This is a genomic window from Microbacterium oxydans (assembly GCF_000956405.1).
GTDB classification, from domain to species: domain Bacteria; phylum Actinomycetota; class Actinomycetes; order Actinomycetales; family Microbacteriaceae; genus Microbacterium; species Microbacterium oxydans_C.
In genome coordinates this window covers 357,129-382,532 of record NZ_JYIV01000030.1, presented here as the reverse complement: position 1 = coordinate 382,532, position 25,404 = coordinate 357,129, and the positions used below count along the sequence as shown (strand labels likewise).

Annotated in this window: 20 protein-coding genes and 1 tRNA gene; 10 read left to right on the top strand and 11 right to left on the bottom strand. The window is 67.8% G+C overall.

All coding sequences use genetic code 11. The features are described from left to right. Positions 1-25: 25 nt before the first annotated feature. From RN51_RS17190 to RN51_RS17170, 5 genes are all read left to right on the top strand, one after another. Positions 26-100 (top strand) — tRNA-His (locus RN51_RS17190). Between the two features lie 90 nt (positions 101-190). Continuing rightward, the gene (locus RN51_RS17185) at positions 191-820 is read left to right on the top strand and encodes a LysE family transporter (RefSeq protein ID WP_045265241.1); all 630 of its coding nucleotides are present in this window, start codon (positions 191-193) and stop codon (positions 818-820) included. Positions 821-846: 26 nt separating this feature from the next. Next, positions 847-1,194, top strand: coding sequence for a metallopeptidase family protein (locus RN51_RS17180; RefSeq protein ID WP_045265240.1), 348 nt, complete (start codon positions 847-849; stop codon positions 1,192-1,194). Continuing rightward, positions 1,191-1,487 carry an ATP-dependent Clp protease adapter ClpS gene (gene clpS / locus RN51_RS17175; RefSeq protein WP_045265239.1) on the top strand — a complete coding sequence of 99 codons (297 nt, stop codon included), beginning with the start codon at positions 1,191-1,193 and terminating at the stop codon, positions 1,485-1,487. Before RN51_RS17180 ends, clpS begins: the two co-directional genes overlap by 4 nt. Further along, positions 1,484-1,981 (top strand): DUF2017 family protein, encoded by a 498-nt coding sequence (locus RN51_RS17170; protein WP_045265238.1) that lies wholly within the window; start codon positions 1,484-1,486, stop codon positions 1,979-1,981. Before clpS ends, RN51_RS17170 begins: the two co-directional genes overlap by 4 nt. Here the strand turns inward: RN51_RS17170 and RN51_RS17165 are convergent, their stop codons facing one another. From RN51_RS17165 to gatC, 6 genes are read right to left on the bottom strand one after another with little or no spacing between them, the layout of a single operon-like run. Continuing rightward, positions 1,982-2,563 (bottom strand): hypothetical protein, encoded by a 582-nt coding sequence (locus RN51_RS17165; protein ID WP_082066639.1) that lies wholly within the window; start codon positions 2,561-2,563, stop codon positions 1,982-1,984. It abuts the gene before it with no gap. Beyond that, complete coding sequence (locus tag RN51_RS17160) at positions 2,547-2,864, bottom strand: hypothetical protein (RefSeq protein WP_045265237.1); 318 nt, start codon at positions 2,862-2,864, stop codon at positions 2,547-2,549. Before RN51_RS17160 ends, RN51_RS17165 begins: the two co-directional genes overlap by 17 nt. A 37-nt stretch (positions 2,865-2,901) precedes the next feature. Continuing rightward, positions 2,902-4,158 carry a DNA polymerase IV gene (dinB, locus tag RN51_RS17155; protein WP_045265236.1) on the bottom strand — a complete coding sequence of 419 codons (1,257 nt, stop codon included), beginning with the start codon at positions 4,156-4,158 and terminating at the stop codon, positions 2,902-2,904. Between the two features lie 47 nt (positions 4,159-4,205). After that, positions 4,206-5,720, bottom strand: coding sequence for an Asp-tRNA(Asn)/Glu-tRNA(Gln) amidotransferase subunit GatB (gatB, locus tag RN51_RS17150; RefSeq protein ID WP_045265235.1), 1,515 nt, complete (start codon positions 5,718-5,720; stop codon positions 4,206-4,208). Next, the gene (gene gatA / locus RN51_RS17145) at positions 5,720-7,237 is read right to left on the bottom strand and encodes an Asp-tRNA(Asn)/Glu-tRNA(Gln) amidotransferase subunit GatA (protein WP_045265234.1); all 1,518 of its coding nucleotides are present in this window, start codon (positions 7,235-7,237) and stop codon (positions 5,720-5,722) included. The genes gatB and gatA overlap by 1 nt, the downstream gene beginning before the upstream one ends. Next, the gene (gatC, locus tag RN51_RS17140) at positions 7,234-7,533 is read right to left on the bottom strand and encodes an Asp-tRNA(Asn)/Glu-tRNA(Gln) amidotransferase subunit GatC (RefSeq protein ID WP_026049703.1); all 300 of its coding nucleotides are present in this window, start codon (positions 7,531-7,533) and stop codon (positions 7,234-7,236) included. The genes gatA and gatC overlap by 4 nt, the downstream gene beginning before the upstream one ends. 67 nt (positions 7,534-7,600) lie before the next feature. Between gatC and RN51_RS17135 the strand changes: the two genes are divergently transcribed. After that, positions 7,601-9,301: a long-chain-fatty-acid--CoA ligase gene (locus RN51_RS17135; RefSeq protein WP_045265233.1), complete on the top strand. Its 1,701-nt coding sequence runs from the start codon at positions 7,601-7,603 to the stop codon at positions 9,299-9,301. 65 nt (positions 9,302-9,366) lie between these two features. Beyond that, on the top strand, positions 9,367-11,184 hold the full coding sequence (locus RN51_RS17130; protein ID WP_045265232.1) for a DEAD/DEAH box helicase: 1,818 nt from the start codon (positions 9,367-9,369) through the stop codon (positions 11,182-11,184). 72 nt (positions 11,185-11,256) lie between these two features. Here the strand turns inward: RN51_RS17130 and ligA are convergent, their stop codons facing one another. From ligA to RN51_RS17115, 3 genes are read right to left on the bottom strand one after another with little or no spacing between them, the layout of a single operon-like run. Further along, positions 11,257-13,590, bottom strand: a complete 2,334-nt coding sequence (gene ligA / locus RN51_RS17125; protein WP_045265231.1) for an NAD-dependent DNA ligase LigA — start codon at positions 13,588-13,590, stop codon at positions 11,257-11,259. Between the two features lie 38 nt (positions 13,591-13,628). Further along, positions 13,629-14,726, bottom strand: coding sequence for a tRNA 2-thiouridine(34) synthase MnmA (mnmA, locus tag RN51_RS17120; protein ID WP_082066638.1), 1,098 nt, complete (start codon positions 14,724-14,726; stop codon positions 13,629-13,631). Between the two features lie 9 nt (positions 14,727-14,735). After that, the gene (locus RN51_RS17115; RefSeq protein ID WP_045265229.1) at positions 14,736-15,911 is read right to left on the bottom strand and encodes a cysteine desulfurase family protein; all 1,176 of its coding nucleotides are present in this window, start codon (positions 15,909-15,911) and stop codon (positions 14,736-14,738) included. Between the two features lie 99 nt (positions 15,912-16,010). Here RN51_RS17115 and glgX point away from each other — a divergent pair, with 99 nt between their 5' ends. The 3 genes from glgX to glgB all read left to right on the top strand — a co-directional run bounded on the left by glgX (position 16,011) and on the right by glgB (position 22,425). Beyond that, entirely contained in the window at positions 16,011-18,083 is a 2,073-nt protein-coding gene (gene glgX, locus RN51_RS17110) for a glycogen debranching protein GlgX (RefSeq protein WP_045265228.1), read from the top strand. Between the two features lie 65 nt (positions 18,084-18,148). Next, a complete protein-coding gene (locus tag RN51_RS17105) occupies positions 18,149-20,221 on the top strand; it encodes a maltotransferase domain-containing protein (RefSeq protein ID WP_419865802.1) in 2,073 nt (690 codons plus the stop codon). Continuing rightward, positions 20,218-22,425 (top strand): 1,4-alpha-glucan branching protein GlgB, encoded by a 2,208-nt coding sequence (glgB, locus tag RN51_RS17100; RefSeq protein WP_045265227.1) that lies wholly within the window; start codon positions 20,218-20,220, stop codon positions 22,423-22,425. The genes RN51_RS17105 and glgB overlap by 4 nt, the downstream gene beginning before the upstream one ends. Positions 22,426-22,466: 41 nt before the next feature. Here glgB and RN51_RS17095 read toward each other — a convergent pair whose 3' ends face one another. Both RN51_RS17095 and RN51_RS17090 read right to left on the bottom strand, forming a co-directional pair. Then, a complete protein-coding gene (locus RN51_RS17095) occupies positions 22,467-23,390 on the bottom strand; it encodes a tetratricopeptide repeat protein (RefSeq protein ID WP_045265226.1) in 924 nt (307 codons plus the stop codon). Beyond that, a complete protein-coding gene (locus tag RN51_RS17090; RefSeq protein WP_052674761.1) occupies positions 23,387-25,336 on the bottom strand; it encodes a hypothetical protein in 1,950 nt (649 codons plus the stop codon). Before RN51_RS17090 ends, RN51_RS17095 begins: the two co-directional genes overlap by 4 nt. Positions 25,337-25,404: the final 68 nt, after the last annotated feature.

The following is a 25,404-nucleotide window of genomic DNA, read 5'->3' as shown; positions in this document are numbered from 1 at the left end:
TGGTTGCCCGCTCCGGTGGGCACATGGTGGGTATAGCTCAGCTGGTAGAGCGCTGGCTTGTGGTGCCGGATGTCGCGGGTTCGAGTCCCGTTACTCACCCTCCAGAAGAAGGCCCGAATCGCAAGGTTCGGGCCTTCTTCGCGTCTGCGGCTCGAACAAGAGCGACCCTGCGAAGCCCTAGACTGACGACGTGTCGCTCGCGGTCTGGTTCTCGTTGCTGACTGCTTCCGTCGTCATCAGCTTCACGCCGGGAGCCGGCGCGATCAACACGATGTCGAATGCGATGAATCAGGGGTGGCGTCGTTCCATCTGGGGAATCGTCGGCCAACAGATCGCCCTGATCGTCCATGTGGCGGTCGTCGCCGCGGGGGTCGGGCTCCTCGTCTCCCGCTCGGAGATCCTCTTCAACGGCATCCGCTATGCCGGCGCGGCCTACTTGGTGTTCCTCGGCCTCCGTCTGATCCTCACGAAGCCGACCGTGGCGATCGAGGACGCACCTGTTCCGGTCGACTCCCGGGAGAATCCGTGGTCGATGATCCGTCGCGGATTCTGGGTCAACCTGCTCAATCCCAAGGCGATCGTGTTCTTCCTGGCCTTCATCCCCCAGTTCGTCAGACTCGATCAGCCCCCGCTCCCCCAGTACCTCACGCTCATCGCGACCGTGATCGTGGTCGACGTGATCGTGATGTGGGGATTCTTCGCGGCCGCCGCACGCCCGTTCCGTCGTCTCACACGGACCGTCCGCGGACAGAGAGTGCTCAACACCGTCTTCGGCGGCCTCTTCATCGTGGTCGCCGCGATTCTCGTTCTGCTCCACTGAGCGCTGCCGCCCCTAGGCTGGAGGGGATGGACATGGATGCAGCCGCCTTCGAAGAGCTCGTGATCGACGAGCTCGATCTGCTCCCCGACGACATGGTCGAAGGGCTCGACAACGTGGTGTTCGTCGTGGAGGACCGCCCCGAGGACGGCAGCCTCGATCTGCTCGGTCTCTATGACGGACTGGCGCTGACGGAGCGGACTCAGTACGGGATGGGCGAGCTTCCCGATCGAATCGTCGTCTACCGCGAACCGCATCTTGCCCAGTGCGAGACGGAGCAAGAACTCCGCGACGAGATCCACACGACCCTGGTGCATGAGATCGCGCACTTCTACGGCATCGATGATGCGCAGCTGCACGAGATGGGCTGGGCATGACGATACCTGCGACGGTGCCTGACCTCGAGGAGGTGACAGGCCTCAGCGCGGCGCCACTCGAACCATGGGAGGTCGTCGTCTGGAACGACCCCGTCAACCTCATGAGCTACGTCGTCCGCGTCTTCCGGACGTACTTCGGCTACTCCCTCGATCGCGCGACGACGCTCATGCTCGCCGTGCATCACGACGGGCACGCGATCGTCGCCACGGGGCCTCGAGAGACCATGGAGGTCCACGCCCAGGCGATGCACGACTACGGCCTCTGGGCGACAGTGCGGAAGTCGTCCTCGTGACCGCCGACCACATCATCGTCACGATCAGTGTCATCGAGGAGCTCCACCTGGCACAGCTCGTGGACGACTTCCTCGAACTCATCGAAGAGTCACGGAACGTCGGGGATCCGGCCGTCGACCGCCTGACGCCCAACCCGTACCCCGGTGACCCGCACGCCGCTGCCGACTTCGCAGGGAGCACTCGCGACGATCTGCTCGATCGGCGACTCGCCGACGCGCGTCGGATGCGAGCGTCGCTTCAGAAGGTGTCGGACCCCGCTGCAGAGCTCATGGATGCAGGTGCCGTCCGCACTCGCGACATCGTGATCACCGCGGGCGAACTCGACGCGTGGCTCCGCACAGTGGCAGCCCTCCGTCTCGTGATCGCTGATCGTCTGGGCATCACGTCGGACGAGCACACCACATCAGACGGCCGTCACGATGTGTACGACTGGCTGGGCTATCGCCTGGAACTTCTCATCCAGGCGGCAGACGAAGCCGAAGCGGGTGAATAGTCAGGGCACTTCGACGATGCGCGTGGCCAGGGAGCGAGGATCGTCCCTCTCGACGTGACGGCGTTCCTGTGCTGCCCAGCGGTCCCAGTGGGGACGATAGGTGTCGCCGTCGCGAGCGAGAGCGCGCGCCTTCCGCGAGCTCTCCGCCGACTCCACCCAGACTCGGACGTCCGCGAGACCCGCCGTCGAGGGGCGAAGGATGCCGCTGCCCTCGACGATCACTCCGAGGGAGGGGTCGACGGCGTGACTCTCCGCCTCCGCCTGTGCCTGCCAATCCCAGCGACGCCAGGTGCCGATGTAGCCGCGTCCGTGCGGCCCGAGGATCCACTCGCGGGCGCGCTCCACGCCTCCGTCGAGGCCATCCCAGCCCGGATAGAGGGAATCCAGGGCGATGAGCTGCACGTGCCCGACGACGGGCCACCGTCTCACCAGCAAAGAGGCAAGCGTGGACTTGCCGGCCCCGCTGCCACCGTCGATGAGAACCACAGGGTTCGCAGCTGCGACGGCGCGGACGTCCTGCTCGATCAGCGCCGCGGCGTGCTCGAGCGCGACCGCGACCGGATCGTCACTTCTTGAGGGCACGGATGATGCGAGTGAGTGCGCGTCCGGTGACCCAGACGAACGGGACGGCGACCACGAGCAGCGTGACGATGTTCGGCTCGAAGCGCAGTCCCTCCTCGCGACGCACGTACACGCCGACCGGGACGGAGACACCTCCACCGCCGCCACCCTCGCCGCCGTCTCCGCTGCCCCCACCGAAGCCCGAGTATGTGAACGCCACCGGAGTGATGCTCACGCCACCGACGTCCTGCGGTTCTCCGTACGCGCTCTTCACCCCGAAGGACGCAGCGTTCTTTCCGAGTTCCAGTGCAATGTTCGGCATACCCCCACGCTAGTCCAGGAACTGCGCGGGCGTGGGATCAATCCACCCCGTGGGCTTTCGGGTGCTGAGCGGCTCCTCGGCCGTCACCACGACCGATATGCCGAGCGCGACTGATCGTCGCCGTACCGAACCGGGCCACGGCTTCGTCGACGGCGCCCTCGACTCTGCGCCAGTCCTCATCGTCATCCCAGAGCGCCAGGCCACCGCCGCCGGCAGGACGCAGGTTCTCGGCGCGAACACCCACCAGCCTGACGGGGTCGCGCCGGTCGATCTGCTCGAACAGCGACTGCGCGGCCTCGCCGATGCGTTGACCCACCGCGGTGGGCTCGCTCAAGGTCTGGGAGCGATTCACCGTGCGGAAGTCGTCGAAGCGGATCTTGATGGCGACCGTCGACGTCTCCCACTCCGCACGTCGGAGCCGCGCAGCGACCCGATCGGCGAGCCGCAGCAGCTCGGCCCGCAGGAATGGTCGGTCGAGGATGTCGTGCTCGAAAGTCTCCTCGTGGCCGACACTCTTCTCCACTCGCTCCGTGTGCACCGCCCGTGGATCCCCACCCCTGGCGAGCTCGCCGAGACGGGCGCTGAGGGCGGGGCCCACGGCACGTTCGACCATCCCGCGCGGCGCATCACGGACGTCCTGCACCGTGCGGATGCCGCGTGCCTCCAGAGCCTCCGCTGCTTTCGGGCCGACGCCCCACATGGCGCGGACCGGGCGCGGTGCAAGGAAGTCGAGAGTGTCCTTCGCTGCGACGACGAGCATCCCATCGGGCTTGGAGATCGTCGAGGCCATCTTGGCGACGTGCTTGGTCGCCGCCACCCCCACGCTGCACGTGATCCCCACCTCGTCGAGAACACGTTCCCGGATGAGTTCGGCGATGCGCGCAGGGCTGCCCCAGAGCCGACGCACTCCCTGCACATCGAGGAACGCCTCATCCACCGACAGCGGCTCGACCAACGGCGTGAACGACTCGAAGATCGCCATCACCTGTCGCGAGACCGCCTGATAGCGATGGAAGTGCGGCGGGACGATGCGCGCGGTCGGGCACAGACGCATGGCCTGAGACACCGGCATGGCTGCCCGCACTCCGTAGCGTCTCGCCTCGTAGGACGCGCTCGACACCACAGATCGACCGTCCGGCGCTCCGATGATCAGAGGCAGCCCACGGAGCGAGGGGTCGTCCAGCACCTCGACGGCGGCATAGAACGCATCCATGTCGACATGGAGGATCCGCGTACCGGAATCGTCGGCGTCGGCGGCGGACACGATCCGCCCACTGCCATCACCGTGTCCCATGCGACCATTCTCCCCTGGGCCTCGGACATGAGGCCCAGGGTGGCGTGCTACTGCGCAGCGCGCTCGAGGATGAGCTCACGGACACGGGCGGCGTCCGCCTGGCCCTTCATCGCCTTCATCACGGCTCCGATCACGGCGCCGGCAGCCTGCACCTTGCCGTCCTTGATCTTCGCCATCACGTCCGGCTGTGCGGCGAGGGCCTCGTCGATGGCGGCGATCAACGCTCCGTCGTCGGACACGACCGCGAGCCCGCGGGAGTCGACCACTTCCTGCGGCGAACCCTCCCCCGCGATGACGCCCTCGAGGACCTGACGCGCCAGCTTGTCGGTCAGCGTTCCCGCATCGACGAGCTGCTGCAGCGCGGCCACGTTCTCCGGGCTGATCAGCTCGGTCGCGTCCTTCTCCTGGCTGTTCGCGATGCGGGTGATCTCACCGGTCCACCACTTGCGCGCGGTCGCCGGAGTCGCTCCGGCGGCGATCGTCGCCTCGACGACCTCGAGCAGGCCGCCGTTGCGGACGTCCTGGAACTCCAGGTCGGTGAATCCCCACTCGGTCATGAGGCGGCGACGCCGTGCGACCGGCTGCTCCGGAAGCGCATCGCGAAGCTCCGCGATCAGCTCGGCCGCGGGCTCGACGGGCAGCAGATCCGGCTCCGGGAAGTACCGGTAGTCGTCGGCGTCCGACTTGGGGCGACCCGGCGACGTCGTGCCCGTGTCCTCGTGCCAGTGCCGGGTCTCCTGCATGATGGTGCCGCCGTCTGCGAGGATCTGCGCCTGACGCTGGATCTCGTATCGCACGGCACGCTCGACCGAGCGCATCGAGTTGACGTTCTTCGTCTCGGTGCGGGTGCCGAGCTTCTCCTGTCCCCGCGGACGCAGGGAGACGTTGGCGTCGCAGCGCAGGTTGCCGCGCTCCAGACGCGCTTCCGAGATGCCGAGGCCTCGCACGATGTCGCGGATCGCCTGCACGTAGGCCTTCGCGACCTCCGGTGCCCGGTGGTCGGTGCCGAAGATCGTCTTCGTCACGATCTCGACCAGCGGCACGCCCGCACGGTTGTAATCGACGAGCGAGTACTCGGCGCCCTGGATGCGTCCGGTCGCCCCGCCCATGTGGGTCAGCTTGCCAGCGTCCTCCTCCATGTGGGCCCGCTCGATAGGGATCGTGATGAGCGTCCCGTCCTCGAGCTCGACCTCCACCGAGCCCTCGTACGCGATGGGCTCGTCGTACTGCGAGATCTGATAGTTCTTGCCCAGGTCGGGGTAGAAGTAGTTCTTCCGGGCGAACCGACTCGACTCGGCGATCGAGCAGCCGAGAGCCAGGCCGAGGCTGATCGACGAACGGATGGCAGTCTCGTTCACGACCGGCAGCGAACCGGGGAGCCCCAGGTCGACCGGAGCGATCAGCGTGTTCGGCTCGGCGGCGTGGAAGGCCTCGTTGGCCGGGTTCGGCGCATCGGAGAACATCTTCGTGTGGGTGTTCAGCTCGACGTGCACTTCGAATCCGAGGACCGGCTCGAACAGCTCGAGCGCCTTGTCGAAGTCCATGAGCTTGGCGGCGGCCATCAGCGCTTCCCTCCTGCGAGCTGCGGTGCACGGGTGAGCAACGGCGCACCCCACGAATCGACGAGGAGCGTCTCGAGCGCTGCGCCGACCTTGTAGAGACGAGCATCCTCGCGCGCCGGAGCGATGAACTGGATGCCGACAGGGAGACCGTCCTCGTCCGACAGACCACTGGGGATGGAGATCCCGGGGACACCGGCCAGGTTCACCGGGATGGTGGTGATGTCGTTGAGGTACATCTGCAGCGGGTCGTCGATCTTCTCGCCGAGCTTGAACGCCGTGGTCGGCGCGGAGGGCGTCGCGATCACGTCGACCTCGGCGAACGCGTTCGCGAAGTCCTGCTGGATGAGCGTGCGGACCTTCTGCGCGCTGCCGTAGTAGGCGTCGTAGTAACCCGCCGAGAGCGCGTACGTGCCGAGGATGATGCGGCGCTTGACCTCGTCGCCGAATCCGGCGTCACGCGTCGCGGACATGACGTCCTCGACGGTCGGGTTGCCGTCCGGGGTCACCCGCAGGCCGAAGCGGACCGAGTCGAACTTCGCGAGGTTGCTCGACGCCTCCGCCGGGAGGATCAGGTAGTAGGCGGCGACGCCGTACTCGAAGTGCGGCGCGCCGATCTCGACGATCTCGGCGCCCTGGGCCTCCATGAGCGCGAGAGCGCTGCGGAAGGACGCCGCGACGCCGGGCTGGAAGCCGCTGTCGGGAAGCTCGCGGATCACGCCGACCTTGAGTCCCTTGAGCACATCTCCGCGTGCACCCTCTCGAGCGGCCTCGGCGAAAGAGGGCCACGCATCGCGCAACGAGGTCGAATCCTTGGGGTCGTGGCCGCCGATCGCGTCGTGCAGCAACCCGGAGTCGAGAACGGTCCGGGAGACCGGGCCGACCTGGTCGAGGCTGGAGGCGAGGGCGATGGCGCCGTAGCGGCTCACGCCGCCGTAGGTGGGCTTGACGCCGACCGTGCCCGTCACGTGCGCGGGCTGACGGATCGAGCCGCCCGTGTCGGAACCGAGCGCGAGGGGCGCTTCGAACGCGGCGACGGCTGCAGCCGAACCACCGCCGGAACCACCCGGGATGCGGTCGAGGTCCCAGGGGTTGTGCGTCGGACCGTACGCCGAGTGCTCGGTGGAGGACCCCATGGCGAACTCGTCCATGTTGGTCTTGCCGAGCGGGATCAGGCCTGCAGCGCGCGAGCGTGCGACGACCGTCGCGTCGTACGGCGAACGGTAGCCCTCGAGGATGCGCGAGCCGCTCGTGGTGGGCTGATCCGTCGTGACCAGGACGTCCTTGATGGCGAGCGGCACACCGGCCAGCGGACCGAGCTCCTCACCCGCCGCACGACGGGCGTCGATCGCTGCAGCCGCCTCGATCGCCCCCTCGTTGACGTGCAGGAACGCGTGGACGTCGCCATCGACCGCGGCGATGCGGTCGAGATGGGCCTGGGTGGCCTCGACGCTCGACACCTCGCCGGAAGCGAGCTTGGCGGCGAGATCCGCCGCGTCCAGACGGATGATGTCGCTCACTGCTCTTCTCCCAGGATCGCGGTCACACGGAAGCGGCCGTCGGCGGCGTCCGGGGCATTCTGAAGCACCTGCTCGTGCGTGAGCGTCTGCCCGACCACGTCGGGGCGGAAGACGTTGCTCAGCGGGATGGGGTGACTCGTCGCCGCCACGTCGGCGGTCGCGACCTCCGACACCTTCGCGATGTTGTCGACGATCGCGTCGAGCTGGCCCGTGAGCCGCGACACCTCGTCGTCGTTCAGCTGGATGCGTGCGAGCACACCGAGATGGCGCACGAGTTCAGGGGTGATTTCAGACACTCCCTCAGTCTAGTTGGAGCACCCGCCACTCCTCTCGCCGCTGCGCCCGCCGACATATGCTGGGCGGGTGAGCACGTTCCAGCCCCCGCGCCCGTGGACCGCCAGCTACGCCGCAGGCGTCCCGGAAGACCTGCCTCCCGTCGACGGATCGCTCGTCGACATCGTCGCCGCTTCGGCGCGCGACTATCCGGATGCCCCCGCCCTCCAGTTCTTCGGTCGCGAGACGACGTATGCGCAGCTCCAGGCCGCCATCGACCGTGCGGCGAGAGGTCTGCGTGACCTGGGGGTCCGTGCCGGCGACCCGGTGGCCATCGTGCTCCCCAACTGTCCGCAGCACATCATCGCGTTCTACGCCGTGCTGCGGCTCGGCGCGGTCGTGGTCGAGCACAACCCGCTGTACACGCCGCGAGAGCTCCGCAAGCAGTTCGAGGACCATGGCGCGAAGCACGCGATCGTGTGGAACAAGGTCGTCTCCACGGTGCAGGAGTTCCCCGCCGACCTTGCGGTGTCGAACCTCGTCTCGGTCGACGTGACCCGCGCGATGCCCCTCCTCACCCGCTTCGCTCTGCGCCTCCCCGTCGCCAAGGCCCGGGAATCCCGTGCGGCGCTCACCGAGAAGGTGCGAGGCACAGTCGCCTGGGACTCGCTGATCACGGCGGACCCTCTGCCCGCGTCGCACCCGAAGCCTGCAGCGGACGATCTCGCGATCATCCAATACACCTCTGGCACCACCGGGACGCCGAAGGGCGCTGCGCTCTCCCACCGCAACCTGCTCGCCAACGCCGCGCAGTCCCAAGCCTGGGTGCCGTCGATCCAGCGGGGCAACGGATGCGTCGTCTACGCCGTGCTGCCGATGTTCCATGCATACGGCCTCACGCTCTGCTTGACGTTCGCGATGTCGATGGGCGCCCGACTCGTGCTGTTCCCGAAGTTCGATCCCGACCTGGTCCTCGACGTCGTGAAGAAGCACCCCGCCACGTTCCTGCCGCTCGTGCCGCCGATCGCAGACCGCCTGTTGAGCGCCGCCAAGGCCAAGGGTGTCTCCCTCGACGGCATCGAGGTCGCGATCTCCGGGGCCATGGCGCTGCCCCACGAGCTGGTCGTGCCCTTCGAGGAGGCGACCAACGGCTATCTCGTCGAGGGCTACGGGCTGAGCGAGTGCTCCCCTGTGCTCATGGCGAATCCTGTCGCCGACAACCGCGTGCCCGGCACCGTCGGGCTTCCGCTGCCCGGCACCGAATGCCGGGTGGTCGACCCGGAGAATCCCACCGAGGATGTACCCGCGGGCGCAGCGGGAGAGCTCGTGGTGCGCGGGCCGCAGGTCTTCTCGGGGTACTACGGCAAGCCGGAGGAGACCGAGGCCGTGTTCGTCGACGGGTGGTATCGGACGGGCGACATCGTGACGATCGACGAGGCCGGCTTCGTGCGGATCGTCGATCGGATCAAGGAGCTCATCATCACCGGCGGCTTCAACGTCGCCCCCACCGAGGTCGAGAATGCGCTGCGCCAGCACCCTGAGGTGGTGGATGCTGCGGTCATCGGTCTTCCGAGCGAGCACTCGGGTGAGGAAGTCGTCGCGGCGATCGTCGTCGACCCCGGGGCCGAGGTCGACGTCGAAGCGATCCGCGAATTCGCTCGCAGCATCCTGACGCCGTACAAGGTCCCCCGGCGGATCTTCGTCGTGGATGAGCTCCCGAAGTCGTTGATCGGCAAGGTGCTTCGTCGGCAGGTGAAGGAGAAGCTGGTGGCCCTCAACACCGGTGCCTGAGGTCGCCCTCACAGGCGGCGAGACGCTCATCGCGCTACCCTTGGGAAGTGACCCCTGAAGATGCAGTGCTGACCGACGCCCCCGAGGACTCCCCCGCGACCCCCGGATTCGAGGAGCTCGGCATCACCGGGCCCGTCCTCAAAGCCATCAAGGACCTCGGCTACGAGACCCCGTCGCCCATCCAGGCGGCCACCATTCCGACCCTGCTCGCCGGACGTGATGTCGTCGGCATGGCGCAGACCGGCACCGGCAAGACCGCGGCTTTCGCACTGCCAGTGCTCGAACGTCTCGACGTCTCGCAGAAGACGCCGCAGGCGCTCGTGCTCGCTCCGACCCGTGAGCTCGCCCTCCAGGTGTGTGAAGCATTCGAGTCGTATGCCTCCAAGATGAAGGGCGTGCACGTCCTCCCCGTCTACGGCGGCCAGGGCTATGGTGTGCAGCTCTCCGCGCTGCGTCGTGGAGTCCACGTGATCGTGGGCACGCCGGGCCGCATCATGGACCACCTCGCCAAGGGCACTCTCGACCTCTCGCAGCTGCAGTACCTCGTGCTCGATGAAGCCGACGAGATGCTGAAGATGGGCTTCGCGGAGGACGTGGAGCAGATCCTCGCGCAGACGCCCGAAGAGAAGCAGGTCGCCCTGTTCTCCGCGACGATGCCGCCGCAGATCCGCCGCCTCGCGCAGAAGTACCTGCGGGAACCGGAAGAGATCAGCATCAAGTCGAAGACCGCGACGGGCACGAACATCACGCAGCGGTACCTCGTCGTCTCGTACGCGCAGAAGGTCGACGCGCTGACCCGCATCCTCGAGGTCGAGAACTTCGACGGCATGATCGTCTTCGTCCGCACGAAGAACGAGACCGAGACGCTGGCCGAGAAGCTGCGCGCACGCGGCTACTCCGCTGCCGCCATCAACGGAGACGTGCCCCAGGTGCAGCGCGAGCGGAGCGTGAACCAGCTCAAGGACGGCAAGCTCGACATCCTCGTCGCAACCGACGTCGCCGCCCGCGGACTCGACGTCGAGCGCATCAGCCACGTGGTCAACTTCGACATCCCCACCGACACCGAGTCCTACGTGCACCGTATCGGGCGCACCGGGCGCGCGGGACGAACAGGCGACGCGATCAGCTTCATCACCCCGCGCGAGCGCTACCTGCTGAAGCACATCGAGAAGGCGACGCGCCAGCAGCCCACGCAGATGCAGCTGCCGAGCACGGAGGACGTCAACACCACGCGTCTGAACCGCTTCGACGACGCGATCACCGCCGTGTTGTCGGAGACCGGTCGCATCGACGCATTCCGCGACATCGTGGCCCACTACGTGCGGCACCACGACGTGCCGGAGAGCGATGTCGCCGCTGCTCTCGCCGTCGTGGCGCAGGGAGACAAGCCTCTTCTCCTCGATCCCGCGAACGATGCTCTGACCAGAGCCGTCGAAGCAGACAACCGGCCTCAGCGCGAGCGCCCCGCACGCGAGCCGCGTGGCGAACGCCGTGGTCGCGGAGACTACACCGCCTACCGCATCGAGGTCGGTCGCCGCCACCGCGTCGAGCCGCGCCAGATCGTCGGCGCTCTCGCCAACGAAGGCGGTCTCGGACGTGACGACTTCGGGGCGATCAACATCCGCCCGGACTTCTCGACCGTGGAGCTTCCGTCGAACATGGATCCGTCGGTGCTGGACAAGCTCCGTGACACCCGCATCTCGGGCCGTCTCATCGAGATCAAGCCCGATCGTGGTCCGGGTGCGCGACGCAGCAGTGGGCCGCGTGATGACCGCGCAGCCGGTGGTCGGGGAGACCGTTTCGATCGTCGAGACCGTGATGAGCGCCCTGCCCGCGACAGCCGGGACGAGAAGCCCTTCCGTAAGCCGCGCCACAAGAGCTGATGCGGATCGCGCGCGGAGGCGACTGGTCGCTTCCGCGCGCGATCCGAGCACCGAGGATCAGCGAGACGTCCTTCACGCCCCTTCGTCTGCGGGCGGGAGCGCGTCGGGGCCCTGCGTCACCAGGATGTGGAACTGCGCGGCGTCGAGGATCCGGAGACCGAGGTCCTCCGCCTTCGCGAGTTTGGAACCTGCACCGGGACCGGCGGCCACGAAGTCGGTCTTCTTCGACACGCTCGACGCCGCTTTGCCTCCTGCCTTGATGATGGCCTCCTGCGCTCCTTCGCGCGTGTAGCCCTCGAGTGAGCCGGTGGCGACGACGGTCAGTCCGTCGAGCACTCCCCCCGCCGCGACGGCGGCGCCCGGTCCCGGATGGCCGGGTGTCGTCCACTGCACCCCCGCGTCCGCCCATTGCTGCACGATCTCCTGGTGCCAGTCGACCTCGAACCATGCCAGGAGCGAGTCGGCGATGATGCCTCCCACGCCCTCCACAGCTGCCAGTTCCTCGCGCGTCGCCGCGCGAATGGCGACGAGCGAGCCGAACCACTGCGCGAGCGCCCTGGCGGCGACGGGTCCGACATGGCGGATGTTCAGCGACACGAGCAGACGCCAGAGGTCCTTCGTCTTGGCCTTCTCGAGCTCGGCGAGAAGCGTGAGCGCCTGGGATGAGGGCTGCGGACCCTCGAGGCCGGACTTCTTCTCGGCCGCAGTCGGGTTCCTTCGGAACGGCGCACGCGTCTTGACGATCCCGTCCTCGTCTTCCTTGGGGAGTCCGGTCTCCGCGTCACGGACCACCAGCTCGATGGGGACGAGCTGGTCGAGTGTGAGGGCGAACAGGCCGGCCTCGGTCTCGAGCGGAGGCACTGCGGGGGATGTCGGCTGTGTCAGGGCTGCGGCGGTGACCTCGCCGAGTGCCTCGACATCGAGGGCACCACGAGAACCGATGTGCTCGACTCGCCCGCGCACCTGCGCGGGGCACGACCGGGCGTTCGGGCAGCGGAGATCGATGTCGCCCTCTTTCATCGCGCGAAGCGGTGTGCCGCACTCCGGGCACGCCACGGGCATCACGAACTCGCGCTCCGTGCCATCGCGCTTCTCGACGACAGGACCGAGGACCTCGGGGATCACGTCGCCTGCCTTGCGCAGCACGACGGTGTCTCCGATCAACACACCCTTCGCTTTGACGACGTCCTTGTTGTGCAGGGTGGCCTGACGGACCACGGAACCGGCGACGTGGGCAGGCGCCATCACCGCGAAGGGTGTCGCGCGCCCGGTGCGACCGACCGACACCACGATGTCGAGAAGTTTCGTCTGCACCTCCTCCGGCGGGTACTTGTAGGCGATCGCCCACCGCGGAGCGCGGCTCGTCGCACCGAGTTCGTCATGGAGCTCGAGCTCGTCGACCTTGACGACGATGCCGTCGAGCTCGTGCTCGATGTCATGACGGTGTTCGCCGAAGTACTCGACGAACGTCACGACCTCGTCGATCGTGTGGCACACCTGGGTGTGCGGACTCGTGGGCAGGCCCCACTCGGCGAGCAGGTCGTACACCTCGCTCTGCACTGCCACAGGAGGGTTCGACCATGCGCCGACGCCGTGCACGTAGAGGGCGAGGGACTCGATGCGCAGCATCCCGGCTTCGAGTTCGAGCCCGTTCTTCTTGTCGATCTGCTGACGCAGGCCGCCGCTCGCCGCGTTGCGCGGATTGGCGAATGCGGGGAATCGACGGGCGGCAGCGGTGCGGGCCTTCTCCTCGTCGAAGGGCTTCTTCACCCCTCCCCGTGACTCCCAGCGATCGAGTGCGTCGGCGTACGCGCGGTCGCGGAAGGCCGCCTGCGCCGCGTTGAGGCGCTCGAATGCCGCGACGGGGATGAAGACCTCTCCGCGGACCTCGACGATGGCGGGGTGCCCCTCGCCGCTCAGGCGATACGGGATCTCGGGGAGACGGAGCGCGTTCTCGGTGACGATCTCCCCCACGCGGCCATCGCCCCTGGTCGCCGCGGACGTGAGAACGCCGTTCTCGTATCGAAGGTTGATGGCGAGCCCGTCGATCTTCAGCTCCGTGAGCCAGGCGACCTCGCGACCCGCGGCGGCCTTCGTCTTCGCGGCCCATTCCCGCAGTTCGTCGATGGAGAAGACGTTGTCGAGGCTGAGCATGCGCTCGGCGTGCTCGATCGTGGCCAGGCCGGTCGCCTCAGCCGCTCCCACCATCTGCGTCGGCGAGTCCTGACCCTGAAGCTCCGGATGCAGACGTTCGAGCTCTTCGAGCCTGTGCATCCAGCCGTCGTAGGTGGCGTCGTCGACGATCGAAGTGTCGCGACCGTAGTAGGCCTCTTTCGCATCGAGGATGCGAGTGGTCAGCTCCTCGGCTTCGGTTCGGGCGTCTTCCAGCGAGATGTTCTCCGGCACTCCGTCAGTCTACGAGCGGGCACCGACACCGGAGGAAGCTACGCGCCGACGGGAACCGCGGACACCGTGGTGTCGATGGTGAACTGCCCGAGCACGCGCGTTCCGATGTAGAGCACGGCGGTCTGTCCTGGTGCGACGCCGTCCAACGGCACCTCGGGCGTCACACGGACGCCGTCGTCGGAGACCTCGGCTCTCGCAGGGACCGGTTCGGCGTGTGCGCGGATCTGCACGTGGCACTCGAACGAAGACTGTGTCGGCGCAGCGCCGGCCCAGCTGAATCGCCCTCCCGCGATCTCCGCGATCGCGAGAGCCTCCTTGGGGCCGACGACGACCGTGTTCGAGACCGGGCGCACCTCGAGGACGAAGCGCGGCTTTCCGTCTGCTGCAGGGACGCCGAGCTTGAGTCCGCGCCGCTGCCCGACGGTGAAGGCGTGCGCGCCCTCGTGCGATCCGACCACGTCACCTGCACGATCGACGATCTCGCCCGTGGCCGTGCCGACCTTCTCGGCGAGCCAGCCGCGCGTGTCGCCGTCGGGGATGAAGCAGATGTCGTGGCTGTCCGGCTTCTGCGCGACGCTCAGGCCGCGTGCTTCGGCCTCCGCTCGGACGATCGCCTTCGAGGGCGTGGTGCCGAGCGGGAAGTAGGTGTGCGCGAGCTGCTCCGCCGTCAGCACGCCCAGCACGTAGGACTGGTCCTTCGCGTTGTCCGACGCCCGGTGGAGCTCGAGGCCGCCCTCGCCGTCGATCAGCGTGGCGTAATGCCCCGTGCACACCGCGTCGAACCCCAGTTCGATGGCGCGCTCGAGAAGCGCAGCGAACTTGATCTTCTCGTTGCAGCGCATGCACGGATTCGGCGTGCGTCCTGCCTGGTACTCCGAGATGAAGTCCTCGATCACATCGTCGCGGAACCGCTCGGAGAAGTCCCAGACGTAGAAGGGGATGCCGAGCATGTCGGCGGCGCGGCGAGCATCCAGGGCATCCTCGATCGTGCAGCAGCCGCGACTGCCCGTCCGCAGCGTTCCGCCGGCACGGGAGAGCGCAAGATGCACGCCGACCACGTCGTGCCCCGCCTCCACGGCTCTGGCTGCCGCGACGGCGGAGTCCACTCCACCGCTCATCGCCGCAAGGATCCGCATACGACCAGTCTACGAGCGCGCGGCTGTGCCGGCGCCGGATGCGCGCGCATACGCCTCGGCGATCGCACCGAGCACGGCGTCGACGTCGCTCTCGGTCGAGGTCCGTCCGAGGGAGAAGCGCAGCACGCTGCGGGCGTCCTTCTCCGTGCGCCCCATCGCCATCACGACGTGCGAGGGCTCAGCCACACCCGCCTGGCAGGCCGAACCGGTCGACGCCGCCACTCCTGCGACGTCGAGCAGGAACAGCAGGCTCTCCCCCACCGCACCGGGGAACAGGATGTGCGCGTTGCCCGGCAGCCGCTCCGTCGGATCGCCCAGCAGCTCGGCGCTCGGTACCGCGGCACCGATCCCGGCCACCAGACGGTCGCGCAGCACCCTGAGTCGAGCAGCTTCGCTCTCCCGTTCGTGCTCCGCGAGTTCGAGAGCCACCGCGAGGGCAGCCGCTCCGGCGACATCCTGAGTTCCGGCGCGCAGGCCGCGTTGCTGTGCTCCCCCGCGCAGCAGAGCCGTGAGCCGGGCCGAACGAGCGGTCACGAGAACTCCGACCCCCACCGGCGCGCCGATCTTGTGTCCGGCGAGGCTCATCGCGACGAGCCCCACCCCGCTCTCCGCCTCTCCCCGTAGACCGCGGAAGGACGCAGGCACATGGCCGAGCGCGGCGACAGCATCGAGGTGCAGCGGAACTCCGGACTCGGCCGACGCCGCGGCGAGCGACCGCGCATCGTTGATCGTCCCCGCTTCGTTGTTCGCCATCAGAGCAGTGGCTAGGGCGGCTCCGGGAAGAGCATCGGCGAACCGCTCCGGGACGATCCGCGCCGCGGGCGAGACCGGGACGCGTCGTACGTCCGCCCCCTCGTCGACGAGGGCGGCGACGGTGTCCATCGTCGCGTGGTGCTCGGCGTCCGGCATCACGATCGCCGATGTCCCCGCGGGCCGGGCGCGCCATAGGCCCTGCAGCGCCAGGTTGATCGACTCGGTGCCGCCCGAGGTGAAGACGATCTCGATCGGGTCTGCTCCCAGCACCGCCGCCACACGCTCGCGGGATTCCTCGAGCAGCCGGCGGGCGTCCTGGCCGGCACCGTGGGTCGACGACGCGTTGCCGACCGTCTCTGACGCGGTCAGCCATGCCTCACGCGCTTCGGGGCGCAGGGGCGTGGTCGCCGCGTGGTCGAGATAATGCCGCATCCTCCGATTCTCTCGCGAAACGGACGGGAGGGGGCCCTCCCGTCCGGGACGGTGCCCGCCTGACATGAGACGGCAACACATCACGCCTAATGTGTACTCATGCCCGCGTCCCGAGACCTCACCGCCCCCGGCGGCCCCGTCCTCGACAACCTCGGCGTCCGTCTGCACGACGGTGTCGGAACACTGCGCGTCTGGTCGCAGAACGCCTCGTCCATCGAACTGGTCGTCTTCGATGCGACCGATCTGGACTGGGCCACGGATCAGGTGCCACTCGAGCGGCTGCCCGGAGGGATCTGGGAGGTCACGACCGAGATGCTCCAGCCCGGCGTCCGCTACGCCATCCGTGTCGGCGGCCCGCACGGCCCGGGGAACACCTTCAACCCGGAGACGCTCCTGCTGGACCCCTACGCGCGCGGCCTGGCGCAAGGAGACGGCTACGAGGAGTGGCGATCGGTGGTCATCGTGGACGGGTTCGACTGGGGAGGCTCGCAGAAGCCGCGGGTGCCGTTGGACCGCACCGTGATCTACGAAGGCCACCTCAAGGGGCTCACCAAACGTCATCCCGACGTGCCGCCCGCGCTGCACGGCACCTACGCCGGTCTCGCGCACCCCGCGATGATCGAGTACTTCCACGAGCTGGGCATCACCTCGATCGAGCTGCTGCCCGTGCACGCGTTCGTGCCCGAACCGCGTCTCCTCGAGCGCGGACTGACCAACTACTGGGGCTACAACACCCTGAACTTCTTCACCCCGCACACCGCCTATGCCACAGAGGAGGCACGCAAAGAAGGGCCTGAAGCCGTCCTGGCCGAGTTCAAAGGCACGGTGCGGCTGCTTCACGAGGCGGGGCTCGAAGTGATCCTCGACGTCGTCTACAACCACACCTCGGAAGAGGGCATCGGCGGACCGCGGTCGAGCCTGCGCGGCATCGACAACTCGAGCTACTACCGCCAGGACGAGTCCGGGATCTACATCGACACCACGGGTTGCGGCAACACCCTCAACACGTCGACGGCCGCCGGGGCGAGGCTCGTGCTGGACTCCCTGCGCTACTGGGCGCAGGAGATGCAGATCGACGGGTTCCGCTTCGACCTCGCCACAGCCATCGCGCGAGACGAGGCCCACACGTATTCGCCCGAGCATCCCCTCCTCACCGCCATCGCGAACGACCCCGTCCTCGCCGACACCAAGCTCATCGCCGAGCCGTGGGATGTCGGTCTCGGCGGCTGGCAGACCGGGAACTTCCCCGCCGGCTGGCACGAATGGAACGACCGCTATCGCGACAGAGTGCGCAACTTCTGGTTGAGCGACATCGACTATGCGCGTCGCGCGTCTGCCCCGGTCGGCATCGGCGGGTTCGCGACCCGCCTGGCCGGATCCTCCAACACCTTCAGTGAGGACCGCGGTCCGCTCGCCAGCGTGAACTTCGTGACCGCGCACGACGGATTCACCCTGCATGACCTTGTCTCCTACGACGTGAAGCACAACGAGGCGAACGGCGAGCACAACCGCGACGGCGCTGACATGAACCGTGCCTTCAACCACGGAGTCGAGGGACCGACGGACGACCCGACGATCCTCGCCGCGCGGCACAAGGCGATGCGGAACCTCCTGGGCACCCTCCTGCTGTCCGCCGGGATTCCGATGCTCACTGCCGGCGATGAGGTGGGGCGCACCCAGCGGGGGAACAACAACGCCTACGCGCAGGACTCCGCGCTCACCTGGCTCAGCTGGGAGTTCGAGCCATGGCAAGAGGACCTGCGCGCACACGTCTCCCGCCTGATCCGCCTGCGACAGGAGAACCCCGCGCTGCGACCCAGCCGCTATGCCCGTCTCGGGGAGCACATCCCCAACGCCTCGGTGATGGACTGGTACGACCAGAACGGCGAGACGATGGAACAGGAGCAGTGGGCCGACCCGGGCAACAGGACGCTGCAGTACGTCGCCGCCTCCACGCCCGACACCGAGGCGTACAACCGCATCCTCCTCATCGTCCACGGCACCGAATCCCCCGTCGACGTCCGTCTCCCCGAGGAGATCGACGGGGCGACGCGTTTCGTCTCCCTGTGGTCGAGCGCCCAGGAACGCCCCTCCGACGACGCCGAGGTCTTCGCGCCCGGAGACGTCCTTCCGGTATCCGGCACTTCGATGAGGCTTTTCCGCGTGGAATGAACCCGGCTTCCGACCCACCACCCGGCGCGCTATCCGCCACCACTTCCGCGCGGTACATTCGGGAGGTGGCTGCTCGTGCTGGTACTCGGTCCTCGGCTCTTCGGAGCCCCGCTCAGATCCCGGCGCGCGCCCCGGGCGAAGCGGACACTCCCGGCTCGTTGCGCACGACGCGCATCCCGCTGCTCGAACCCGCGCCCTCCGTCCCCGGCGGGTTCACCCCGAAGGCCTTCGTCGGGGAGGTCGTCCCCTTCCGCGTGGTCGCGTTCCGCGAGGGGCACGACATCATCGGCGTGCACGTCCGCCTCACGTCGCCTTCCGGTGAGGAGAGCCTGCACCGCCTCAGCCCGCGCGATGACGGCACCGATACCTGGGCGGCGGAGATCGAACTCGACGAGCAGGGCCCCTGGATCTTCCGATTCGAGGCCTTCTCGGACGACTTCGCCACCTGGGCCCACGCGGCCGCGCTGAAGGTGGCGGCCGGCGTCGACGTCCCCGTCATGGCCGCCCTCGGCGCCGACCTCCTCACCCGCGCCGCCGCGGAGAAGGACCGTCCTGCGGCGCAGCGGAAACGACTGGCCGCAGATGCGCTCTCGCTCCGCGACGGAGATGCCGCGACGACCATCGCCCTGTCGACGGATGCGGAGCTCGCACAGGTCTTCCGGGAGCGGCCCGTCGCGTCGCTGCGTTCCGTCACGCTCTCGCACACCCTGAACGTGGATCGTCGCGCCGCAGGAGTCGGCTCCTGGTACGAGTTCTTCCCGCGTTCAGAGGGAGCCAGACGCCTGAAGGACGGAACGGTCAAGAGTGGCACACTCCGCACGGCGACTCGACGGCTACCGGAAGTCGCGGCCATGGGGTTCGACGTCGTCTACCTGGTCCCGATCCATCCGATCGGGACCACCAACCGCAAGGGCCGCAACAACACCCTCACGGCCGAACCGGGAGACCCCGGCTCGCCTTACGCGATCGGCGCAGCGGAAGGCGGCCATGACGCCATCCATCCGGAGCTCGGCTCGGCGCAGGACTTCCGAGCTTTCGTGCGTGCGGCGAGGAAGGAGGGCCTCGAGGTGGCGCTCGATCTCGCGCTGCAGGCTTCTCCCGATCACCCCTGGGTGAGAGAGCATCCGGAGTGGTTCACCACGCTCCCCGACGGCACGATCGCCTACGCCGAGAATCCGCCGAAGAAGTACCAGGACATCTATCCGCTCAACTTCGACAACGACCCCACCGGCATCTACGCCGAGATGCTGCGCGTCGTCCGACACTGGGTCGCCCAGGGCGTGAAGATGTTCCGCGTCGACAACCCGCACACCAAACCGCTCCAGTTCTGGGAGTGGCTCATCGCCGAGGTGAACGCCAGCGACCCCGACGTCATCTTCCTCGCCGAGGCGTTCACACGCCCGGCGGTCATGCGCGCGCTCGCCGCCGTGGGCTTCCAGCAGAGCTACAGCTACTTCACGTGGCGGAACACCAAGGCGGAGCTCGAGGAGTTCCTGACGTCGGTCTCCCAGGAGACCTCCGATTACATGCGCCCGAACCTGTTCGTGAACACGCACGACATCCTCACCGAGTACCTGCAGTTCGGCGGCAGGGCGGCCTACCGCATCCGCGCCTGCATCGCCGCGACGGCCGGGCCCGTCTATGGCGTGTATGCCGGGTACGAGCTGTTCGAGAACGTCGCGAGGCCCGGTTCGGAAGAGAACATCGACAACGAGAAGTACGAGTTCAAGTTCCGCGACTGGGCGGGAGCCGAGGCCAGTGGGGATTCGCTCGCTCCGCTGCTGCGCCGACTCAACGCGATCCGCGAGGAGCACCCCGCCCTGCAGCAGCTGCGCAACCTCCGGGTGCACTGGAGCGACGACGATGCCGTCCTCGTCTACAGCAAGCACCTCGCAGCCGCGTTCACCGGCACCGGACGCCAGGACACCATCATCGTGGTCGCCAACGTCGACCCGCACTCCGTCCGCGAGACGACCGTGCATCTCGACACGACACAGTGGGGAATCCCGCTGGGCGAGGCCTTCGAGGTGGAGGACCTTCTCACCGGCGCGGTCTGGACCTGGACCGACCACAACTACGTTCGACTCGACGCCTTCGCCGAGCCCGTGCACATCCTGAAGGTGAGGGAGCGATCATGAGCTACACCGACGACGTCGCAGCGTCCACCGAGTGGGAGGCGATCTCGGCCGCCACGCACCACGATCCGCACACGGTCCTCGGAGCGCACGCCCGCAAGGATGCCGCTGATCGCACCGTCACGGTCATCCGGGCCAGGCGCCCCCTCGCCGGCTCGGTCGCCGCCGTGTTCGCCGACGGGACCAGGCTCGAACTCTCCCATGTCGCGCACGGCATCTGGGAAGCTCAGCACGACGGTCCCCCGCTCCCGTACCGGATCGCCACACGATACGGGGAGCACGAGGAGACGATCGTCGGCGACCCCTACCGTCATCCCCCGACTCTGGGTGACCTGGACCTCCATCTCATCGCAGAAGGTCGCCACGAACGCCTGTGGGAGGCTCTCGGGGCGCACCTGCGAACCTTCGACGGTGAGATCGGCGTCTCGTTCGCAGTGTGGGCACCGAACGCCACAGCCGTGCGCGTGGTCGGCGATCACAACGACTGGAGCGGCGAGTCCCACGCGATGCGCTCTATGGGAGTCAGCGGCGTCTGGGAGCTCTTCATCCCCGGAATCCCGATCGGCACCAGGTACAAGTATCAGATCCGTACTCGCGACGGCGCGTGGATCCTCAAAGCCGATCCGATGGCGCTCGCGGCCGAGGTGCCCCCGGACACCGCCTCCGTGGTGACGACCTCTTCGCACTCGTGGTCGGACGGGGCCTGGATGACCAGGCGAGCAGCCACCCATGCCGTCGCACAGCCGCTTTCGGTCTACGAGGTCCACGTCGGATCGTGGCGAGGGGGCCTGGGCTATCGCGAGATCGCGGACCCGCTGATCCAGCACGTGACCGAAGCGGGATTCACCCATGTCGAGTTCATGCCGCTCGCGGAGCACCCGTTCGGCGGATCCTGGGGATACCAGGTGAGCGGGTACTACGCACCGACCAGTCGATTCGGCAGCCCCGACGACCTCCGCTACCTGATCGATCGACTGCACCAGGCCGGCATCGGCGTCATCATGGACTGGGTACCTGGCCACTTCCCCAAGGACGCGTTCGCTCTCGCCCGCTTCGACGGACAGCCGCTGTACGAGCACCCCGATCCGCGGCGGGGCGAGCATCAGGACTGGGGGACGCTGATCTTCGACTACGGACGACCGGAGGTGCGAGGATTCCTCGTCGCCAACGCGCTGTACTGGCTCGAGGAGTTCCACGTCGATGGGCTCCGTGTCGATGCAGTCGCCTCCATGCTCTATCTCGACTATTCACGTGAACCCGGCCAATGGGAGCCGAACATCCACGGCGGACGGGAGAACCTCGAGGCGATCCGCTTCCTGCAGGAGGTCAACGCCACCTCGTATCGGTTGCACCCGGGAATCCTGATGATCGCGGAGGAGTCGACCAGCTTCCCCGGCGTCACCGCTCCGACCGACCACGCGGGTCTGGGTTTCGGCTTCAAATGGAACATGGGGTGGATGAACGACTCGCTCCAGTACATCGCTCGCGACCCGATGTATCGCGGTCACCACGAAGGCGAGATGACCTTCTCCTTCGTGTATGCCTTCGGGGAGAACTATCTGCTCCCCATCAGCCACGACGAGGTCGTGCACGGCAAGGGCAGTCTGCTCGCGAAGATGCCGGGCGACCATTGGCACAAGCTCGCGAACGTCCGCGCGTACCTCGCGTACATGTGGGGGCACCCCGGGAAGAAGCTGCTCTTCATGGGGCAGGAATTCGGTCAGCTCGCGGAGTGGTCGGAGAGCCGGGAATTGGACTGGTGGCTCCTCGAGCAACCTTCACACGCGCAGCTGCAGGACTTCGTGGGCGTGATGAACCGCACGTACCGGGCCCAGGCGCCGCTGTGGGAGCGAGACAACGACGGTTCGTCCTTCAGTCGACTCGGTGCTCCGAGCTGGGATCCCACGGTGATCGCCTTCGAGAGGCGCGACGCCCACGGCGGTCGTCTCGTCGTCGTCAGCAACTTCGCCGGAGTGGAACGCACGGGCTACCAGCTCAGCCTGCCCCGCGAGGGCGTATGGCAGGAGGTGCTCAACACGGACGCGGCCGACTACGGCGGCCGTGGATCCGGAAATCTCGGGCTGGTCTATGCGAAGCCGTCCGAAGGCGGCGCTGCACCGCTCGCGACCATGACACTGCCCGCGCTGTCCACGCTCTGGTTGCGCTATCAGTCCGACCCGCACGTGCCGACGGTCAACAACGGCTGAGGCCCCTGGCGCGTGTCCACGCGCCAGGGGCGGCCACGTCTCTAGAAGAGAAGCGACGAGAGCCGGTTCCGCGCAGACACAACCCGCGGATCATCCGCGCCGATGAGCCCGAACAGCTCGACGAGACGCTCCCTGACGGGAGTGCGCTGGTCGGTCGGGAGCTGCGCGAACAGGTCGAGCAGCCGACCGAACGCGTCATCCACATGACCGCCGGCGAGGTCGAGGTCGGCCACGTCGAACTGCGCCTGCACATCGAGAGGCGCGTCAGCTGCCGCGGCACGCGCCGTCTGCAGATCGAGGCCCTGCACGCGATCGAGGAGGCGCACCTGACCGAGACCCGCGAGCGCGTCCGCGTCGCGCGGGTTCTCCGCGAGTGCCTTCTCGTACGCCGTGATCGCCGCTGTGTAGTCCCCGCGCTCGATCGCCGCGAATGCCTCGGCATGCAGCGGGGGAAGCTCCGGCTCGACCGGCGGTGTCGGTTCTGCGCCCTCTTCTGCGACCGAGAGCGACCCTGTGACACCGTTCTGCGCAGCGACCTGCAGCAGCTGGGCGAACACGTCGCGCACCTGCTGCTCCGGCACAGCGCCAGTGAACATGGGGACGGGCTGCCCGGCGATCAGCGCCACCACCATCGGGATCGACTGCGCCCGGAAGCTCTGGGCGAGCTGCGGATTCGCGTCGACGTCGACCTTGGCGAGCAGCACCCGCCCACCGAGTTCACGCGTCACCTTCTCGATGATCGGGCTCAGCTGCTTGCACGGCCCACACCACTCGGCCCAGAGGTCGACGACGACCGGCACGGTCCGGGAGATCTCGAGGATCTGTCCGAACGTCTCATCTGTCGCATCGACGACGACATCGGCCACCGCCGACGGGGACGCCGCCTCGGTCGGGGCTGCAGGCCGGTTGCGGAGGCTGGACAGGTCGACGGCGCCGCGCAGAGCGGCAGGAGAGATCTCACTCATTTGATCACCTTCACGGACAGGAGGTCCTGGTGGGCTGCCAGGAGCCGGATCTGCTCCGTCGATCCCTTGGCGGGAACCGAGAAGAACAGCTGGAACTCGTAGGTCGTCTCGACGCCCTTCGCGGACTCGGTCGCGTCGGTGAGCGCCTTCGCCTGCGCGTTGTCGCCGAATCGGATCGAGACGTCCTCGCCCGTCGGGGTCACGGTCTCGGTGTCGGTGAGGGTGACGGCGACGATGGCCCCACTGTCGAGAGTGGTCATCGAGACGGGTGCATCCTGCGTCGCGGTCATGTCGAACGCTGCCTTCGAGGTATCGGCAGCGCCCTTGTCCGCGAGTGCCTGGACGACCGCTTGGCGACTGTCGGTGATCGACTTCGCGTAGGCGAGTGCAAGGTCGTCGAACTTGCCGTAGGAGGCGCTCTGCTCCCCCTGATCGACCACGTCGGCGAACGTCGCGGCCAGATCGGCGGGCGGGATCGTCAGGAAGGCCGAGTCGGACGGGACGAGCGACGTGCCGAGCCAGGAGGCTGCCACTTCAGGGAAGGCCGCGTCGGCGGACATCTCAGCCATGTGGGAGACCTTGTAGTTCGACCAGGGGTCGGCCTGCGTCATGGTGAGCACCACGGGCGGCACGGTGTCGTCACCGGTCTTCGACAGCATGAGGACGGTGCGCGGCCACTGGTCCGTGGCTTCGGGGAGCACGACCTCCACGTCATCGGTGGGGATGGCGGCGGGCGGCACCGTGTCCGGAAGCTTCGTGCGCAGCGCATACTCCGTGGTCCGGGTCGCGAGCGCCGGTCCCTCGAAGCGCGTCGCGAGCAGGTCGAGATCGAGGGCGGCGTCCGCCTCGCTCACGGTGCCTGCGAGAGCCTTCAGGATGCGCTTGGCCTGCGCCTCCGTGACTGCCGGCGGCTTCTGATTCTCCGGGGCGACCACCGTGGGGCTCGGCGAGGGCGTCGGTGATGCGTCGCCCAGCTGCGGCCAGGAGTCGGATGAACATCCGGCGGCGAGGACGGCGGTGAGCCCGAGCGCAGGGATCACGAGCAGACGGCGACGACGTCGAGGGCTCGCAGCGCGCATCGACGTCTTGGAATCCGGGTCCTTGCTCTCGTCCACGATCTCCGCGTCCTCCACGTCGTCCTTCGGCCGCGGCTCCGACTCCGCAGGAGGTGTCGCCGCGGCGGCGTCGGGGTCCTCGATCGCCGCACGCTCCGCGGGAGGCAGGGCGGCGACGTCGATCGGCTCGGTGACAGGAAGAGGACCTGGACCTTTGCGGCGCGGACCGCGCCCACGACGCTGGTGGCGGATGGCCAGGATGTAGAGGATGAGACCGAGGAGCAGTGCGATGCCACCCGCGACCATGAGCGGCCCCGCCCACGGGGTCGAGTTGTCGAGCGGCCACGACACCACGATGTCATCAGGCGCGTCGGTGGTGCCGTCGTAAGCGACGAGCAGGCTCGTCCCTTCCGGAAGCTGCATGTTCTCGACGGTGAGTCGGTCGTCCTTCACGAAGGAATCGAGCCACAGGTCGGAGCCACGCGGATCACGGCCCGTCGGAGCCTCCGCGGAAGCATCGGCTCCGCCGTCGGTCGGGGCATCGGTGGAGGCGTCGGATTCGGCGTCGGCGGAGGCGATGTGCTTGACGGCCAAGTCGCCGTCCTTCTTCATCGTGACCTGGTTGTAGTCGGAGTCCGCCAGCCAGGCCTCCATGTCGGCCGTCCGGCCGTAGCTTCCGAAGATCTCGCCCTGCCCGCGGACGATCAAAGTCTGAGCCCCCGGGTTCGCCCGCAGAACGTCGCCGTCGATGAGGACGAACGGTGCCGGTTCACTGATCTCGACCTGGGTCTTCTGCGTGGCAGGCCCCATGAAGATGGTTCGCTGCGCGATCCCCGCACCGATCAGCGCGGCAGCCAGCACGAAGGCCACGACGGCCCATACGAAACGCACGAAAAGTCTCCTCACGCATCACAGGCCTCTGCCCGCGACGCAACACTCGACATTTCAGACTAGCGAAA